The following is a 16,599-nucleotide window of genomic DNA, read 5'->3' as shown; positions in this document are numbered from 1 at the left end:
ATGCCACCCGGATTCCGGGCGCTATCGGTCCAAAGTTTACAGCGATTTGCCGCGCAACGCCAGACGCCGCCGCGGCTTCCCAACATTGTGATGCCCCAGCGTGACCTCGGCGCCACAAGTGTTGGAGCCGAGAAAAATCCGGCCTCACGGCGAAATTGCGGCAGGCTCCGCAAGCGGCTAAAGCATGAGCCATGGCGCCGCGCATCCTCTATATCGTTACGGAAGATTGGTATTTCCTGTCCCATCGCCTGCCCATGGCACGCGCGGCCAAGGAGGCGGGCTACGAGGTCCATGTGGCCGCCCGGATCCCCGATGGCGCGGAGGCGATCGAAGCCGAAGGCTTTGTCCCCCATAACTTGAGCTGGAGCCGGGGCAGCATCTCCGCGCGCGACAGCCTTTCCGCCGTTCTGGAGTTGCGGGGTCTGATTCGCGATGTCGGTCCCGACCTCGTTCACAACGTGGCCCTGAAACCCGTTCTGCTCGGCACTTTGGCGTCCTTCGGCCTCAAGGAGGTCGCGATCGTCAACAGCCTGACCGGGATGGGTGCGCTCTTCGTGGACGGGGGCGGGGCCAGCCGGCTCACCCGGAAGCTGGTTGTGATGGCCCTGAGCCGCCTCTTGCGGCGCAAGCGGTCCATCACCGTCGTCCAGAACCCGGAGGACCGGGCCTTCGTGGCGGAGCTCGGAGTGCCCGACGAGGCGATCACGATCATCGCCGGCTCCGGCGTCGATATCGACAAATATCAACCGCTGCCCGAGCCACACGGCACGGTCACGGCCGCCTTCGTGGGCCGTATGCTTCATCACAAGGGAGTACTGACGCTGGTCGAGGCCTTCCGGCGCGCCACGGCCGATGCCGCGAGCGGCGAGGCGTCCGAACTGCACCTGCTTCTCGCGGGCGATTGCGATCCGGAAAATCCCGGTTCGCTCGCGGCCGAACAGCTGCGGGAGTTTGCGTCGGCCTACGGGATCGACTGGCTCGGCCACGTGAAGGACGTGCGGGAGATCTGGAACAAGGCCCATTTCGCCGTGCAGCCGTCGCGCGGGGGTGAGGGCCTGCCCAAGAGCCTGCTGGAGGCGGCTGCTTGCGGCCGGCCGATGGTGGCGACCGACGTTCCCGGCTGCCGGGAAATCTCAATTCCTGGCGAGACCGGCTTCCTGGTGCCCGTCGACGATGCGGACGCTCTTGCCACCGCGATGTTGGAACTCGCGCGCGATCCAAGCCTGCGGCAGCGCTATGGCGCCGAGGCGCGGCGGCTCACGGAAGAGAAGTTCTCCTCTCAGGCGATCGGCCAGGAGACGGCCGCGCTCTATGGGCGTCTGATTGCCAACTAGGGCGCAGGTGCTTGCGGAACGCGCATCATCTGTCTGATGCCTTCGGTGCTTTCGACCTCGGGCTTCCAGCCCGTCGCCATCAACTTGGCGGGGTCGATCTCGAACGTGCCGCAAACCCGTTCCCAGTCGGCTTCGCGCCCGAACGACTTCATCAGCCGCCGAATGGCCCTGTGGGGCATTTTGACGAGTTGCGGCGGTCGCCCCAGCCCCTCGCGCATGGCGGCAACCATGCCGGCAACGCTGATCGGCTCGGCGTCGGCGACCAGATAGGTCTCGTTGCGGGTTTGCTCCGTCTGGAGGACGTGGACGGTGGCGGCAATGAGATTGTCGATCGATAGTAGCGACCGGCGGTTGTCCAGCCCTCCAAACGGGAGCGGCATGGGCGTCTTGGCGATGGTGGCCAGCGAGGCGATGTTGCCCTTCACATTGGGCCCGTAAACGACCGCGGGCCGCAGCACCGTGTAGTCGCCGCCGCTCGCCGCAAGGCGGCGTTCCGCCTCGAGCTTGGTGCGGCCGTAGATCTCCGTAGGCGTCGGTTCATCCGCTTCGGTGATGATGGTCGGCGACGACAGGCCTGCCTGGGCGCGGACAGATGACATAAGCACGAACCGATCGATCTTGCCCTTGGCCTGTTCGGCGAGTTCGGCCACGGCCTCGGTGTTGATCCGCGTGTAGATACCGTCTGACAGCGTGCCGGGCGCGTGGGCGATGCCGGCGAGGTGTACAACGTGGCTGACATCCTCGAGTGCGGTGGACCAATCGGCTGGACCCGACAGATCCGGCATCGCGACGGGTTCGATATTGGGGCCTGCGGCCACACGCGAAGGATCGCGAGCCGCCGCACGAACGAAGTAGCCTTGTCGTGCCAAAGCCGGGACGAGGCTTTGTCCGATGAAGCCGGTGGAGCCTGTGACGAGAATGCGCATCTCCGCTCAGCGCCCCCTCGCGAAGCTGGTCAGGACAAGTGCAACGCCGCCGGCCCCGAGCACCAGCGTTACCAGATCCACGATCAGCGACAGGCTGAGGGCGGCCGCGATGGCCAGCGCCGCGAGCCACGCGCACAGCAGGAATATGCGCGTAGTGACCTCCGGAACGCGGAATCCGCCGGCCGTTGCCCGTTGATAGAAGTGGGAGCGATGCGCGTCCGTCACCTTTTCGCCGTTCGCCAGGCGCCGGAAGAACGTCAGGGCGCTGTCGGCAATGGTGTAGAGCGCCAGTAGGAGGGCCGAGACGAGATGCGCCTCCGCGACCCAAATCAGCATATAGGCCAGCAGCAGCCCGATAGGCAGGCTCCCCGAATCTCCCAGGAAGATGCTGGCCGGGTGCCTGTTGAAAACGGCGAAGCCGAGCATGGCTCCAAGCAGCGCCAGCGCCAGAAGGCCGATGCCGGCGGGCACGATTCCCAGCCACCAAAGACATGCGATGCCGAGCGACATGGGAACCACCTGGGCCACGGTCATCCAATCGAGGCCGTCCAGGAAATTCACGACGTTCACGAAGCAAACGATCCCGAACACAAGGACTGTGCGTTCGGCGGCGGCCGGGAGAACGGCGGGCAGGACACGGAAGTCCTGGGGCAGCAACACGACGATTCCAAGTGCCACGGCGCCTTGGATCAGCAGCCGCCACGAGACGGGGAGAGGGCGAGCATCGTCCAGCCCGCCAAGGACCGTCAGCACCGCAGCGCCGATCAGAACCGGCACGAGGTTTGGCTCCGGTATGGCCATGCCAATGAGCAGCCCGATACACACCAGGAAAATCGCGGCCATGACCCCGAAGCCTGCACCCTCGGGCGTCGCTTGGATGTGGGAAGAGCGGTCGTTGGGGTGCGCCATCAAATGGCGAATGAGCAAGGGTCGGAGGAGGAAGATCAGCGCCGCGCTCAAGGCTGCGCTCACGCCGACTACCGCGGCACTCAAGACAACGTCGGCGTCCAGCATGGGATCAGTGCAGGGTTTGCGATTGCGGTTGCCACTCGTCCGTGCCGGGAGCCGCGGCAGCGGTGGCGCTGCCAGGCGCGTAGCCCTCGACGGTGGCGTGCAGCATCTCCTGGACCTCGGTCAGGTCATTGTTCGCGATGGCCTTCTCGAACCGCTCCAGCGCGGCGATTAGCTCTTCGTAGGCCAGGACAGGTTCGGATGTCTTGAAGATGCGCGGATGATCGGTGCCCGTCGTGTCTTCGCCGATCAGCAGTTCCTCGTAGAGTTTCTCGCCGGGGCGCAAGCCACATAGCGGATTTCCAAATCGCCATCGGGATGCGCCTCGTCCTGGACCTCGAGACCCGACAAGCGGATCATCGTGCGGGCCAGGTCGTCGATCTTGACCGGCGTTCCCATCTCCAGCACGAACACTTCGCCGCCCTCGGCCATGGCGCCCGCCTGGATCACGAGTTGCGCGGCTTCCGGGATCGACATGAAATAGCGGATCACCTCCGGATGGGTCACCGTGACGGGGCCGCCGGCCTTGATCTGTTTGCGGAACAGCCGCACGACCGAGCCGGAGGAGTCCAGCACATTGCCGAAACGCACCATGGTGAAGGTCGTGTTGTGCGGATCTTCGGCCAGTGCCTGCAGGATCAGCTCGGCCAAGCGCTTGCTGGCGCCCATCACATTCGTGGGCCGCACGGCCTTGTCGCTTGAGATCAGTACGAACCGCTCCACGCCCGCGTTCCGCGCGGCTTCGGCGACGACGAGCGTGCCGAACGTGTTGTTCTGCAGGCCGACCGCCGGGTTCACCTCCACGATCGGGACGTGCTTATAGGCGGCGGCGTGATAGATGACCTCGACATTGTGCTGGTCGATGGTTCGGCGCACGAGGTCGCGGTCTAGAACCGAGCCGAGGATTTGCACCACGGTCGTTTGCCGTTCCGGGCCGCCAGGCCCGACGCGCATGCGGCGCTGCATCTCGGCGAGCTCGAGCGATATCTCGTACAGCGCCGGCTCCGACACATCGAACAGGACGAGCGTCTTGGGTCCAAGTTGCAGAAGTTGGCGGGTGAGCTCGGAGCCAATCGACCCGCCGGCGCCGGTGATCAGAACCGATTTGTCCCGCACCTGGGAGGCAAGCAGCGCCGTGTCCGGCGCAACCGGATCGCGCCCCAGGAGGTCTTCAACGTCGATGGGCCGCAGATCGCTGATTTCGACGCGGCCAGAGGCGATCTCCTCCAGCGCGGGCAGCGTCTTCACCTCGACGGGATACTGCTCGAGCACTTTGAGGGCGACGCGGCGCTCGCTGCGCAGCGCCGACGGCGCGGCAAGGAGGACCTCGTCCACTTTCTCGTCGGCAATGACCTTGCCGATCTTCTCTGGCCGGATGACCTTGACCCCATGCACGACCTGTCCGGCCAGCGAGGGGCTCGAATCGATAAAGGCGACGGTGCGGTAAGTCCCCACCTCGTTCAGCGCGCGCAGAAGCTGAATCCCCGCCGGGCCAGCGCCATAAATAATGACGTTCTTATGCACGTCGGCCCGGATCGGCTCGAATTGCGGTGCCGCCTTGAGCAGCATGGAGCCGGCCCATTGCCGGCTCAGCCTGATCAGGATCGCGGCAATCAGGGCGTAGATGACGACCACCGAGCGGGGGTGGTTCTGGACGCCGCTCAAATAGACCACGAGCGCCCACAGGACCGCGGCGATTACCACCGCAACGTAGATCTGTGTCGTCCCGGAGGGGCCGATGAAGCGCGTGACGAGCTTGTAGAGGCCGCGCCAATAGAAGACGAAGACGCCGATGACCGGCGCGGCCAGCAAAAGCAATATCGTCTGCCAGGTCTCGGGGATATAGATGCGGCTCAGGCGCAAGGAATAGGCCGCCCACAACGCGATGCCGAGCATCGCGAAGTCGTTCGCAATCAGAAAGATCCGCTTGAACCAGCGGGGGCATTCGATCAGCCAAACGGCGAAGTTCATTGAGCCCGTCCCGCGCCAGACCTTGCCAAGCCTAGCCTAAGAACTTGATGCACGTCGGAAAGTTGGTCGAACCATAGCGGAAGGCCAAACCAAACGGAAGCAACGGGTTGAGGTCTTGCGGCGTTACCTTCAAGCTCCTTTGGTATCAGATAGGCGCGGGCGGCGATTCGCGATGAGGACTGTTCTTTTCAAAGCGCTGATGGTGGGTGGTTCGTGCTTGGCCGCGGTCTCCTTGGCGGGTGCGGCCCCGGCCGAAGTCGTCACCCTCGAAACCCCCGTTGCCTTCGGGACCCACGTTCCCGGTCTTGGAACGCCTGCGCGCGAATTGGCCAAGCTCCTCGATGAGCGTTCTGACGGCTCCCTGCAGCTTGCCCTGAAAGAGCCCGGCGAGGGCACAGCCCCGTTCGAGATCCTGGACAAGGTCTCCGACGGCAAGGTCGACGCGGGTTTCGCGACCGCCGGATACTGGGCGGCGAAGCTGCCTGCGGCCAGCCTTTTTGGCGGATATCCCTTCGGTCCCGACGCGAAAGAGTATCAAGACTGGTTCAACCGCGGCCACGGGCGCGCGCTCTATCAGGAGATGTATGACCAGGCCAAGGTCAAGGTCCATGTGGTTCCGTGCGCCTTCGGCGGTGCCGAGGCGGGCGGCTGGTTCGTGAAAGAGGTCAACTCGGTCGACGACATGGAAGGGCTGCGCATGCGCATTTTCGGGCTGGGCGCGCGCGTGGTGATGCGCCTTGGCGCGGTGCCGGTGCTTGTCCCGGGGAGCCAGATCGCGGAGGCCTTCGAGAAGGGCAAGATCGACGCGGCGGAGGCCTACACGCCGGTCGTGGACCGAACTAATGGGCTTCAGGACGCGGCGAAGATCCTCTACCAGCCCGGCTGGAGCCAGCCGGCGACCGTCTTCGAGTTCCTGATCAACCAGGAACGCTGGGACGCGCTCGGGCCCGAGCGTCAGTCCCTCATTGAGAGTACCTGCGGAGAACTGCTTCAGCGCACCCTGTCGGAGAGCATCAACCTGCAGTCGGCGGCGCTCACGGCCTTCAGCAACCAGGACGGCGTCACAATCCTCGAGTTTCCCGACGATATTCAGGCAGCCTTGCGCGAAGGCTGGGACGAAGTGGCCCGGGAAGAGGGGGTACGGGACTACCTCTTCAAAGAAGTCCATGAAGACATCGAGGCTTTTCGGGCCGGCGGCGAGGCTACGGCCCAGGCCGGCACCGGTCCCGGGGAAAGCGATGGCAAGAGCGGCAGCGCTAAAGCCGAGGCGGCGATGCCACCCCCGCCGCCCCCGGGAGAGGCCACCCCTGTGGGGCCCTGAGAGCGAGAGAGCAGGGCGACCAAGCTCCTTTCGCGGCTGCGTTTTGTTTGGACGCGCGTCTTGATAGACTATGACCGCATGTTGCTCATCGGCCCCGGAAAATGCGAAGAGGGGCGAGCATCCTTCATCTTGATGGCCGTGTCGGCCTGATGGCAATTTGGGCCGGATGGCCTACTGGGCGGCTTGGAGCCTGCAGACATGTCCACTGTGACCCTTCCCGATCCCGACCGCGCCGTCATGGCGCGCCGGAACGAAGTGGTGAAGCAGCTCAAGAAGCTGGCGCCCAAAGCGGTGGTTATTGCCGATCTCGAGGGCCGCCGGACGTTCGAATCCGATGCGCTCGCCGCCTACCGGCGCTTGCCGCTGGCGGTCGTGCTTCCGGCGAACACGGAGGAAGTCTCGGCAATCCTGCGCTTCTGCTACGAGAACCACGTCAAGGTCGTGCCGCGCGGTGCAGGCACCTCGCTCTGCGGGGGCGCGACGCCGCTCGAAGATTCCATCGTTCTGTGCCTGTCGCGGATGAATCAGGTTCTGGAGATCGACGCCGCCAACCGCGTCGCGCGGGTCGAGGCCGGCATCACCAATATCGCGATCACCCAGGCGGCAGCGGCCAAAGGCTTCTTCTACGCTCCCGATCCGTCGAGCCAAGTGGCCTGCACCGTCGGCGGCAACATCGCCACCAACTCGGGTGGCGCGCATTGCCTGAAATACGGCGTGACGGTCAACAACCTCCTGGGCGTGCGCATGGTCATGGTCGATGGCGAGATCGTCGATTTCGGCGGCACCTATCTCGATGCGCCGAATTACGACTTCCTGCCGTTGATAACCGGGTCCGAAGGCCAGCTCGGCGTTGTGACGGAAGCGAGTGTCCGGCTGATTGCCGCCCCCGAGGGCGCGCGGCCCGTCCTGATCGGCTTCGATTCGGCGAATGCCGCGGCCTCCTGCGTGGCCGCGATCATCGCGTCCGGCATCGTTCCCGTCGCGATCGAGTTCATGGACCGCCCGGCGATCCACGTGTGCGAGCACTTCGTGCCCGCCGGCTACCCGCTCGACGCCGAAGCGGCGCTGATCGTCGAGGTCGAAGGCTCCGAGGACGAGATCGAGTATCTTTTGGAGAAGATCGAGGACATCGCGCAGGACTACAACCCGATCAGTATGCGGCGTAGCCAGAGCGATGAAGAAAGCGCGCTGATCTGGAAGGGCCGCAAGGCGGCGTTCGGCGCGATCGGTCAGATCTCAGATTATATGTGCATGGACGGCGTCATTCCGTTGTCGGCCTTGCCTGAGGCGTTGACCGGCGTGAGCCTGATTTGCCGCAAATACCGCTTCGACGTGGCCAACATCTTCCACGCCGGTGACGGTAATCTGCATCCCTTGATTCTGTACGATGCAAACGATCCCGGGCAGCTGGAGCGTGTGGAGCTTTGCGGCGCCGAGATCCTGAAGCTATGCGTCGAACTCGGTGGATGCCTCACCGGCGAGCATGGCGTCGGCATCGAGAAGCGCGAACTGATGTACGAGCAGTTCACGGACGAGGACATCGATCAGCAGGTGCGGATCAAGGAAGAGCTGGACCCCGCGTGGCTTCTGAACCCGGGCAAGGTGTTTCCGATTCTCGGCCGCGGTGCTCTGAAGCAGAGCATGGACCTGACCCGTCTCGATGCCGCCCCGGATGGTTTGCCGCCTGAGGACACCCTCGTGGACGAAGTCGAGTTCGACGTCGAATACATTGAAGGCGAGGAACGGCTGTGACGGCTCACATGCGCCTTGGTTTCCACGCGCCGCAGACGGAAGAGGAACTGTCGCAGATCGTCCTCGAAGCCGCCGAGTCCCGCACGCCCCTGGAGATCATGGGCAAGGGCACCAAGCGCGAGTTGGGCCATGCGGTCCGTGCGGGCGCGGTTGTCAGCACCGAGAACATGAAGGGCATCACCCTCTATGAGCCAACCGAGCTCGTGATGGTGGCCAAATGCGGGACGCCGCTGACGGAGATCGAAGCGGCGCTTGCGGAGAACGATCAGGAACTCGCCTGCGAGCCCGTCGATATCGCGCCGGTAATGGGCTACGGCCCGGGCGAGGGCACCGTCGGCGGTCTCGTCGCGACGAACATCTCCGGCAGCCGCCGCATTCTCAAAGGAGCAGTGCGCGATCACGTTCTCGGCGTCACCGCTGTGAACGGGCGCGGCGAGATCATCAAGTCGGGCGGGCGCGTTATGAAGAACGTGACCGGCTACGATATCGCCCGGACGCTGGTCGGGTCCTGGGGCACGCTCGCCGTGATGTGCGAAGTTGCGCTGAAAGTCCTACCGGTACAGCGCGAATCCCGGACGCTCGTGTTTTTCGGGCTTACCGATTTCGCCGCCGTCGAAGCTCTGTGTCTTGCGATGGGCACGCCCTACGAGGTGTCCGGTACGGTTCATCTTCATGCTCCGCTCGCCGCCCGGCTGTCGGATGCCGACCTCGCCGGGAACGGCAAGGCCGTGACGGCGATCCGCGTGGAGAGCTTTCCCGCCTCGGCCCGGTATCGCACCAGCCGACTGCGCGAGGCGCTGCTCGCCTATGGGCCGGAACTCGAACTCGATACCGATCGCAGCCAGACCTTCTGGAAGGACGTGCGATCGCTGAAGATGTTCCAGGGCACGAAGCATCCGCTGTGGCGCGTCTCCACGGTTCCGAGCAAGGCGGCGACGCTGGTCGGCAACCTCGCGCGTAAGGTGGACGTCCATGTGGCCTACGATTGGTCCGGCGGTCTTCTTTGGATCGAGACGCCGTCCTTGACCGACGCGGCCGCGGTCGATATTCGCCGTCAGCTTGCGGAGTTCGGCGGCCATGCCACCCTCATCCGCGCGGATGCGGCCATTCGCAAGGAGACTGATGTGTTTCAGCCTCTGGAGCCGCCGCACGATGTCCTGGCGGCGAAGCTGAAACACGCGTTCGATCCGCTTGGGCTTTTCAACCCCGGCCGGCTGTACAGGGGCCAGTAGCGCGCGATGGAAACCAACTTCAACTCCATGCAGCTTGGAGACCCGTCCATCGCGCGGGCGGACGAGATCCTGCGCCGCTGCGTCCATTGCGGTCTGTGCACGGCGACCTGCCCCACCTATGTGCTGACCGGCGACGAGCGGGACAGCCCGCGCGGGCGTATCTATCTGATGAAGCAGATGTTCGAAACGCGCGACGTGCCGGCGTCGACGGTTCACCACATCGACCGCTGTCTTTCGTGCCTCGGCTGCATGACCGCATGCCCCAGCGGCGTCGACTACATGCATCTGGTCGATCTCGCGCGCACGCGCATCGAGCAGCGCGGACACCGCAGCCCGAACAAGAACACCATGCGCATGTTCCTGAGCCGGGTGTTGCCCTATCCGAGCCGGTTCAAGGCCATGCTGATCCTCGGCTGGTTCGCCCGGCCCTTCCGCGACGTGATCGGCAAGCTCGGCATGAAACGCATCGCTGCGGCGCTGGAGCTGGTCCCGAAGGACGCGCTGAAGCTCAAAATTCTGCGTCCGCGCTCCGCCTACAATCCTAAGAGGCCGCAGCCGAAGCGTGTGGCCATCATGCTGGGCTGCGTTCAGGAGGTGTTGGCGCCGCAAATCAACAGGGCGGCTATCCGTCTCCTGCGCCGCCACGGCGTGGACGTGATGGTCGTGAAGGACGAAGGTTGTTGCGGCGCGCTCTCCCATCATCTGGGGCGCGACGAGGAAGCACGTGCCCACGCACGCCGGAACATCGATGCGCTGACGGCCGTCATGCGCGAGCGTCTGCTGGACGCCATCATCCCGACCGCGAGCGGCTGCGGCACCATGCTCAAGGACTACGGTAGTCTCCTGGAGCGCGACCATGGCTACGCCGAGCGGGCGGAATATGTGGGCGGACTGGCGCGCGATGCGACCGAGTTCCTAAACGAGATTTCGCTCAATCCCCCGGTGATGTGGACCGGGCTCAAGGTCGCCTATCACTCGGCCTGCTCCTTGGGCCACGGGCAGAAGCTCGAGGAGTTGCCCCGGCAGCTCCTGGAACAGGCGGGCTACACCCTGACCGAGATCCCGGAGGGGCATCTGTGCTGCGGCTCCGCCGGCACCTACAACATCGTCGAGCCGGAACTGTCCGCCGAACTCCGGGACCGCAAGGTGAAGAACATCGAATCGATTGCCCCGGACGTGATCGTCACGGGCAATATCGGCTGTATGACCCAGATAAAGGCCGGAACGGACATCCCGATCGTCCACACGGTGGAGCTTCTCGACTGGGCCACCGGCGGCCCATGCCCGCCGGCCCTGTCGAAGATGCGCAACCGCGCCCACCCCATCGAGGCGCTGGTCGAGATGGCCAAGGCCTCGGCCAAGGAAAAGGCGCTCGCCGATTAGTCTCCGGCCAATTAGTCCCGGGGCGAACAAGGCCCATTGCTTGCTGGCAGGGGAGCGATGGGCTAGAACGCGGCGGCAAAAGCTAATTGAAATCTGCCGCATCCCTCATGAGCAAGAACGACGATAAGCCCGGGCAGGGTTCAGAGAACACGCGCCCCGCGGCGCGCCTGCCCAAAGGCCTGCAAGACGCTTCGGCGCAGGAGATTCGCGCGACCGAGGCGATGCTGGCCACGATCAAGCAGGTGTTCGAGCTCTACGGGTTCGAGCCGCTGGCGACGCCGGCCATCGAATACACCGACGCGCTCGGCAAGTTCCTGCCCGACGAGGACCGGCCCAACGCGGGCGTGTTCTCCTTCCAGGACGACGACGAGCAATGGCTCTCGCTGCGCTACGACCTGACGGCGCCGCTCGCCCGCTACGTGGCCGAGAACTATCAGACCCTGCCCAAGCCCTTCCGCCGCTATCAGACGGGCCCCGTCTGGCGCAACGAGAAGCCGGGCCCCGGCCGCTTCCGCCAGTTCATGCAGTTCGATGCCGATACGGTCGGCGCGCCCTCCGTCGCGGCCGATGCAGAACTGTGCATGCTCGCTGCCGACACCATGGAGGCGCTCGGCGTCCCGCGCGGCGACTATGTGGTGAAGGTCAACAGCCGCAAGATTCTCGATGGATTGCTGGAAGGCGCTGGGCTCGCGGCGGACGACACCAAAACTCGTCTCACCGTCCTGCGAGCAATCGACAAGTACGATCGACTCGGAGAAGACGGGGTACGGGCGCTGCTAGGCAAGGGTCGCAAAGACGATAGCGGTGACTTCACCGAGGGAGCGGGCTTACCGGAAGACAAGATCCGATTCATTTGCGACTTCCTGTTTGGGCGTGACCTTGAGCGCTTTGAGCAGGACGGGTCCTACTCCAACGTCAATACGCTTGTTGGCTTGTTAGCCACCTTGGGGTCGTCGCAGTCAGCCGAGGAAGCAATTCGAGATTTGGAGGAGCTGTTCGAACTCGTCTCAGCTTCTGGCTATGGCTCCGACAGGATCAGATTCGACCCCTCCATCGTGCGCGGCCTGGAGTACTACACCGGCCCCGTGTTCGAGACGGAGCTGACGCCCACGATCAAAGATCAACGGGGACAGACCATCCGGCTGGGCTCCGTGATGAGCGGCGGGCGCTATGACGGACTCGTGGCGCGCTTCACCGGCGAACGTGTCCCTGCCACGGGCATCTCGGTCGGCGTATCGCGCCTTCTGTTCGGCCTGCAGCTTCTCGGCAAGTACAAGGGCGATGAGACCCGCGGCCCCGTGGTCGTGCTCGTCTTCGACAAGGACCGCCTCGGCGACTACCAGAAAATGGTCAAGACCTTGCGCGACGCAGGCCTTCGCGCCGAGCTCTATCTCGGCTCGTCCGGCATGAAGGCGCAGATGAAATACGCTGACAAGCGCGGCAGCCCCTGCGTCGTCATCCAAGGCGGCGATGAGAAAGAGCGCGGCGAAGTTCAGATCAAGGATCTCGTACTCGGCGCCGGTCTCACCAAGATCGAGGATCGCGAAGAGTATTTGAAGAAACAGGCCGAGGCGCAGTTTGCCGTGCCGGAGGCCGAACTCGTCGCCGGCGTGCGCAAGGTCCTCGACCGGTACAAGGCGTAATCCCATGACCGCCGAATCCGCCAAAGCGTTCGAAGCCCTCGAAGGCCAGGCCCGCGATCTCGTCGCGCTGTTTGGGGAGGCCGGGTATGAATTCGTGGCACCCGCGATCATCCAGCCCGCTGGCGTCTTTCTCGATCAGATCGGCGAGCAGATCCGCGCGCGTTCCTACGTCTTCACCGATCTCGCGGGCGAGGAACTGTGCCTGCGCCCGGATCTCACCGTGCCCGTCTCCCGGCTCTACCTGGAGCGTCACCCGCAAGCCGACGCAGAAGCCCGTTATTGCTACAACGGCCCCGCATTTCGGTTTCAGCCGCTGGGCCCGAGCGTCATGCACCCGCGCGAATTCCGCCAGGCGGGCGTGGAATGTTTCGGCGCGCCCGACAAGGCCGCCGCCGACGTGGAAGTGCTGCTGCTCGCCGTGCAGGCGGTGCGAAGCGCTGGGCTGTCCGACTATCGTATCGGCTTCGGCGACATCGCGCTGTTCTACGCGCTGATCGACGCACTGGATTTGCCGGAGCGCTGGCGGCTCAAGCTGCGCCACTATTTCTGGCGCCCGCCGAGCTTCCACGCGCTTGTGGACCAGCTCGCAAAGGGCACGCGCATCGAGCCCGACCGTATCCTGACGGCGCTTGGCGAGAAAATCGCAGGCAAGAGTCAGGAAGAGGCGGAGGACATCGTATCCGGCTACCTCGAGGCCGAGGGCATTCCCCTTGCGGGCAATCGGACCTTGCGGGAGATCGCCACACGCCTGCTCGATCGGGCGGCGGATCTTCTCGCCGACACACTGCCGCGCGAAGTGGCTACGGTCATCGAGTATTATCTCGGCGTGTCCGCCCCGCCGCGCGAGGCTGTCGACAAGATCGCCATGATCGCGCGCGGCGCGGGGCTCGATATCGATGAGGCGCTCTCCACGGTCGTGTCCCGCTTCGACCTGCTGGAGCAGCAGGGCGTCGATCTGACGAATGCGACCTTCGCGACGGAGTTCGGCCGCAAGCTGGAATACTATTCGGGCCTTGTCTTCCAGATCGGCGCGCCGGGGATGGACGAGACCGAGCCCGTCGCCGGCGGCGGCCGCTACGACAATCTGTTGACGGCACTCGGCGCCCCAACCCCGGTGCCGGCCGTCGGCACGGCCATCCACACCGAGCGCCTGCTCGCCGCCGTGGGGAGGGCATCGTCATGAGCGCGCCGTCCCTCGTCATCGCCGTCCCTTCGAAAGGGCGATTGAAGGAGCAGGCCGCGAGCCTGTTCGAAGCGGCGGGCTATACCTTGCGGGTCAAAGGCCATGAGCGCGGCTATCGCGGCCAGCTCGACGGACTGCCCGATGTCGCCGTGGAGTACACCTCCGCGGCCGAGATCGTGCACCAGCTGCGCGCGGGCCGCGTGCACCTCGGCATTACCGGCGAAGATCTCGTGCGCGAGAGTTTGCATGACGTCGACAGCCGTATCGAGTTCCTGGCGCCGCTGGGCTTCGGCCACGCGGATGTGGTCGTGGCCGTGCCCGAGTGCTGGCTCGACGTGTCGCGCATGGCGGACCTGGAAGACGTAGCCGAGCAATTCGCCCGCAGCCACGGCCGGGGCCTGCGTGTCGCTACCAAATACATGAACCTGACGCGGCGCTACTTCGCGCAGAAGGGCGTCACCGGGTACCGTATTGTCGAGAGCGTCGGCGCCACGGAGGCGACGCCCGCCACCGGCACGTCCGAACTCATCGTGGACATCACGAGCACCGGGACGACGCTGAAGGCGAACCACCTCAAAGTGCTCGAGGACGGTCTCATTCTGAAGTCGCAAGCCCACCTTCTGGCAGCCAAGCGCGCCAGTTGGGACGGGCGGGCCAAGGAGCTCAAGGCGGCGATCCTCGGCGCGCTCTCAGGCTGAGCGATTTCTCGGGCTCACCGCTCACGGTCGATCACGTTTGCGTTGAGGTCCCTGGCGACGACCGGCCGCCGTGGCTAGGCTCGGCCCCGTTTTGTAAATGCAATCCGAAGGGGCCATCCATGCGCAGCTCGATTTTAGCGCTCGTCCTATCGCTCGCCGTGCCGGCTGCTGTCTTGCCAGTCGCCGCTTTGGCCGCGCCGGCCGGTATCGTGATCCTGACCAGCGCCGAAGCGGCGGATGCCTGGCAACTCTGCGAGATCGGAAGTCAGCGCGCGCAAGGCCTGCACTACAACTATCTTGGCGAGAAGGCCGCAAAATCCCTCTTTAGCGAGGGTACGGCGCCCGCGTTCTTCTTCGCCATCACGCCCCATACGGTCGCGACCGTGACGCCCGCCTCGTCGAGCTGGCGCAAGCCCGTGATCCACTATTCGGTGCTCCCGCAGGACGACCCCAAGAAGTTGGAGGAGGCATTGCACGAGCGCACGCGCGAGGCCGCTGGCAACGTGCTCAACAATCCGGCGCTCAAGGGCAAGACGATCGTCATGGTCTGGGACCGACGGCACATCGCCGACCCCGAATACGACAAGAAATACGAGCGCGAGGCCGCTGTCACGCTGAGGCAGCTCCTCCACCTCGACATCCTGCCGGGCGTGCCGCGCGAATGGCCGTCCGGCAATCACGACTATTTCTGGGTCGTGGATTTTCCGGATAGCTCGAACGTGCCGCTCAAGTTCGAGATGGTGAAGCAGGACTTCGGCAAGTCGTTCCCCAACGTGCCCGCCAACGATTGGGGTCAGCCGGCCGGGCTCGACGCGGCGGCCGGATGCCTCGTGGACTAAATCGCTCCGGTCCGAATTTGCCTAGCCAGCGCCCTGACGTTCGGTCGCGCTTTTCTCGCCATAGTAGAAGCCCGTCACGGCGCCCACCAGGCCGACAAGTGGCGCCAGCAAGATTTCACCGATCGATCGGATCCCGGTTAGTCGCAGCGCTTCGGTTGTGCATTCCGAATTGCTGCTCAGACAGCCGACGGTGGAATAGCTGGCGATGCCGATCATGGTGCCGATCACGACAAGAAGCGTTATGAGCAGCAGCATCGCGATCCACCCGCGCATCGTCTCCCGTTTCCGTTCGCGGTCATAGGGCGTCGTGGTGAAGCCGCCATTGCCATCGCCTCCCGCACCGGCCGCGCTGGCTGGGTGAAGTTTCGTGAGATCGATGATCATCTTTCCAGCATCTGGATTCTCGGTCATGAGGCGTACCTCCCATCCCTACATAGACGGCTTTTTCCTGGTCACCTGTGTCAGTGTGTGGTTCGGCTTCTCGATGAGGAGCTTGGAACCGGCGGCTTCGTTCTCAGAAATGAAGTTCTCTGTGCTGATGGCCTGAGAGAGAATGGTGTTGGCCGATACGCCACGCTGCTCAGCCAGGCTCTTCAAGGTCTCAAAAAGCGTCGCCGATATTTCGGCGGTGATTTTCACCTTCGCAGGATCGTCTGCCATGTCGCCTCCAGTCTTCCATGGGGCTGCGGTCTGGTAACACCTATAGGTTGAATATATTGCCACAGCACACCGTTTGCTAGCAAAGAAAAAGGGCCGCCCCGAGGGACGGCCCTTGTAGTTTCTAGCCTTGAGAGGCGTGGACTACATCATGCCCATGCCGTCCATGCCGCCCGGAGGCATCGGCATGGGGTCATCTTTCTTCGGCAGCTCGGCGACACCGGCCTCGGTGGTGACCAGAAGGCCGGCCACGGAAGCGGCATCCTGCAGCGCCGTGCGGACCACCTTGGCGGGGTCGATGATGCCCTTGTCGATCAGATCGACATAGGTGTCGTTCTGGGCGTCGTAGCCGAAAGTCGGCGACTTCTGATCCATGACCTTGCCGACCACGATGGAGCCTTCAACGCCGGCATTCTCGGCGATCTGGCGGATCGGAGCCTGGAGCGCGCGGCGTACGATGTTGATGCCGGCCTCCTGATCGTCGTTGTCGCCCTTGGCCTTCAGACCCTTCGAGGCATGAAGCAGCGCAACGCCGCCGCCCGGCACGATGCCTTCCTCGACGGCCGCACGGGTCGCGTTCAGCGCATCGTCGACGCGGTCTTCTTCTCCTTCACCTCGATCTCGGTGGCGCCGCGACCTTGATCACCGC

The 16,599-nt window shown here is 64.4% G+C and carries 15 protein-coding genes and 1 pseudogene; 9 read left to right on the top strand and 7 right to left on the bottom strand.

The genetic code is table 11. The features are described from left to right. Positions 1-191 precede the first annotated feature (191 nt). Positions 192-1,334, top strand: a complete 1,143-nt coding sequence (locus tag AUC70_RS00075; RefSeq protein WP_069443022.1) for a glycosyltransferase family 4 protein — start codon at positions 192-194, stop codon at positions 1,332-1,334. Here AUC70_RS00075 and AUC70_RS00070 read toward each other — a convergent pair. The 4 genes from AUC70_RS00070 to AUC70_RS17420 are packed head-to-tail and all read right to left on the bottom strand — an operon-like array spanning position 1,331 to position 5,242. Next, positions 1,331-2,260 carry an NAD-dependent epimerase/dehydratase family protein gene (locus tag AUC70_RS00070; RefSeq protein WP_069443021.1) on the bottom strand — a complete coding sequence of 310 codons (930 nt, stop codon included), beginning with the start codon at positions 2,258-2,260 and terminating at the stop codon, positions 1,331-1,333. The two genes, AUC70_RS00075 and AUC70_RS00070, sit on opposite strands and share 4 nt — an antisense overlap. A gap of 6 nt (positions 2,261-2,266) precedes the next feature. Further along, on the bottom strand, positions 2,267-3,274 hold the full coding sequence (locus tag AUC70_RS00065; protein WP_069443020.1) for an MraY family glycosyltransferase: 1,008 nt from the start codon (positions 3,272-3,274) through the stop codon (positions 2,267-2,269). A gap of 4 nt (positions 3,275-3,278) precedes the next feature. Beyond that, complete coding sequence (locus tag AUC70_RS18690) at positions 3,279-3,557, bottom strand: hypothetical protein (RefSeq protein ID WP_206599278.1); 279 nt, start codon at positions 3,555-3,557, stop codon at positions 3,279-3,281. After that, the gene (locus AUC70_RS17420; protein WP_206599277.1) at positions 3,521-5,242 is read right to left on the bottom strand and encodes a polysaccharide biosynthesis protein; all 1,722 of its coding nucleotides are present in this window, start codon (positions 5,240-5,242) and stop codon (positions 3,521-3,523) included. Before AUC70_RS17420 ends, AUC70_RS18690 begins: the two co-directional genes overlap by 37 nt. Before the next feature lie 172 nt (positions 5,243-5,414). On the opposite strand from AUC70_RS17420, the gene AUC70_RS00055 reads away from it, so the two are divergent. The 8 genes from AUC70_RS00055 (at position 5,415) to AUC70_RS00020 (ending at position 15,293) form a co-directional block, all read left to right on the top strand. Further along, the gene (locus AUC70_RS00055) at positions 5,415-6,563 is read left to right on the top strand and encodes a TRAP transporter substrate-binding protein (protein WP_083241093.1); all 1,149 of its coding nucleotides are present in this window, start codon (positions 5,415-5,417) and stop codon (positions 6,561-6,563) included. A gap of 198 nt (positions 6,564-6,761) precedes the next feature. Then, on the top strand, positions 6,762-8,315 hold the full coding sequence (locus AUC70_RS00050; protein WP_069443018.1) for an FAD-binding oxidoreductase: 1,554 nt from the start codon (positions 6,762-6,764) through the stop codon (positions 8,313-8,315). 8 nt (positions 8,316-8,323) lie between these two features. Then, on the top strand, positions 8,324-9,547 hold the full coding sequence (gene glcE / locus AUC70_RS00045) for a glycolate oxidase subunit GlcE (RefSeq protein WP_069443017.1): 1,224 nt from the start codon (positions 8,324-8,326) through the stop codon (positions 9,545-9,547). A gap of 6 nt (positions 9,548-9,553) precedes the next feature. Then, positions 9,554-10,930, top strand: coding sequence for a glycolate oxidase subunit GlcF (glcF, locus tag AUC70_RS00040; protein WP_069443016.1), 1,377 nt, complete (start codon positions 9,554-9,556; stop codon positions 10,928-10,930). Between the two features lie 107 nt (positions 10,931-11,037). Beyond that, on the top strand, positions 11,038-12,573 hold the full coding sequence (gene hisS / locus AUC70_RS00035; RefSeq protein WP_069443015.1) for a histidine--tRNA ligase: 1,536 nt from the start codon (positions 11,038-11,040) through the stop codon (positions 12,571-12,573). Positions 12,574-12,577: 4 nt separating this feature from the next. After that, complete coding sequence (locus AUC70_RS00030; RefSeq protein WP_069443014.1) at positions 12,578-13,756, top strand: ATP phosphoribosyltransferase regulatory subunit; 1,179 nt, start codon at positions 12,578-12,580, stop codon at positions 13,754-13,756. Beyond that, positions 13,753-14,454 (top strand): ATP phosphoribosyltransferase, encoded by a 702-nt coding sequence (gene hisG, locus AUC70_RS00025; RefSeq protein ID WP_069443013.1) that lies wholly within the window; start codon positions 13,753-13,755, stop codon positions 14,452-14,454. The genes AUC70_RS00030 and hisG overlap by 4 nt, the downstream gene beginning before the upstream one ends. A gap of 119 nt (positions 14,455-14,573) precedes the next feature. Continuing rightward, positions 14,574-15,293 (top strand): hypothetical protein, encoded by a 720-nt coding sequence (locus AUC70_RS00020; RefSeq protein ID WP_069443012.1) that lies wholly within the window; start codon positions 14,574-14,576, stop codon positions 15,291-15,293. 21 nt (positions 15,294-15,314) lie between these two features. On the opposite strand, the gene AUC70_RS00015 is transcribed toward AUC70_RS00020, so the two are convergent. From AUC70_RS00015 to AUC70_RS00005, 3 genes and pseudogenes are all read right to left on the bottom strand, one after another. Next, positions 15,315-15,704, bottom strand: coding sequence for a hypothetical protein (locus tag AUC70_RS00015; RefSeq protein WP_069443011.1), 390 nt, complete (start codon positions 15,702-15,704; stop codon positions 15,315-15,317). Between the two features lie 18 nt (positions 15,705-15,722). Beyond that, positions 15,723-15,953 (bottom strand): hypothetical protein, encoded by a 231-nt coding sequence (locus AUC70_RS00010; RefSeq protein ID WP_069443010.1) that lies wholly within the window; start codon positions 15,951-15,953, stop codon positions 15,723-15,725. Positions 15,954-16,094: 141 nt separating this feature from the next. Next, a pseudogene (locus AUC70_RS00005) lies at positions 16,095-16,599 on the bottom strand (TCP-1/cpn60 chaperonin family protein); the annotation flags it as partial.

Origin of the sequence: Methyloceanibacter stevinii (assembly GCF_001723355.1) — a bacterium.
Taxonomy (GTDB): Bacteria; Pseudomonadota; Alphaproteobacteria; order Rhizobiales; family Methyloligellaceae; genus Methyloceanibacter; species Methyloceanibacter stevinii.
Note: the sequence above shows the minus strand (reverse complement) of the source record. Positions and strands in the feature narration are given on the sequence as shown.

Coding starts and splice junctions, on each gene's coding strand:
- AUC70_RS00075 (WP_069443022.1), top strand. CDS start 192: ATGGCGCCGCGCATCCTCTATATCGTTACGGAAGATTGGTATTTCCTG.
- AUC70_RS00070 (WP_069443021.1), bottom strand. CDS start 2,260: ATGCGCATTCTCGTCACAGGCTCCACCGGCTTCATCGGACAAAGCCTC.
- AUC70_RS00065 (WP_069443020.1), bottom strand. CDS start 3,274: ATGCTGGACGCCGACGTTGTCTTGAGTGCCGCGGTAGTCGGCGTGAGC.
- AUC70_RS17420 (WP_206599277.1), bottom strand. CDS start 5,242: ATGAACTTCGCCGTTTGGCTGATCGAATGCCCCCGCTGGTTCAAGCGG.
- AUC70_RS00055 (WP_083241093.1), top strand. CDS start 5,415: ATGAGGACTGTTCTTTTCAAAGCGCTGATGGTGGGTGGTTCGTGCTTG.
- AUC70_RS00050 (WP_069443018.1), top strand. CDS start 6,762: ATGTCCACTGTGACCCTTCCCGATCCCGACCGCGCCGTCATGGCGCGC.
- glcE (WP_069443017.1), top strand. CDS start 8,324: ATGCGCCTTGGTTTCCACGCGCCGCAGACGGAAGAGGAACTGTCGCAG.
- glcF (WP_069443016.1), top strand. CDS start 9,554: ATGGAAACCAACTTCAACTCCATGCAGCTTGGAGACCCGTCCATCGCG.
- hisS (WP_069443015.1), top strand. CDS start 11,038: ATGAGCAAGAACGACGATAAGCCCGGGCAGGGTTCAGAGAACACGCGC.
- AUC70_RS00030 (WP_069443014.1), top strand. CDS start 12,578: ATGACCGCCGAATCCGCCAAAGCGTTCGAAGCCCTCGAAGGCCAGGCC.
- hisG (WP_069443013.1), top strand. CDS start 13,753: ATGAGCGCGCCGTCCCTCGTCATCGCCGTCCCTTCGAAAGGGCGATTG.
- AUC70_RS00020 (WP_069443012.1), top strand. CDS start 14,574: ATGCGCAGCTCGATTTTAGCGCTCGTCCTATCGCTCGCCGTGCCGGCT.
- AUC70_RS00015 (WP_069443011.1), bottom strand. CDS start 15,704: ATGACCGAGAATCCAGATGCTGGAAAGATGATCATCGATCTCACGAAA.
- AUC70_RS00010 (WP_069443010.1), bottom strand. CDS start 15,953: ATGGCAGACGATCCTGCGAAGGTGAAAATCACCGCCGAAATATCGGCG.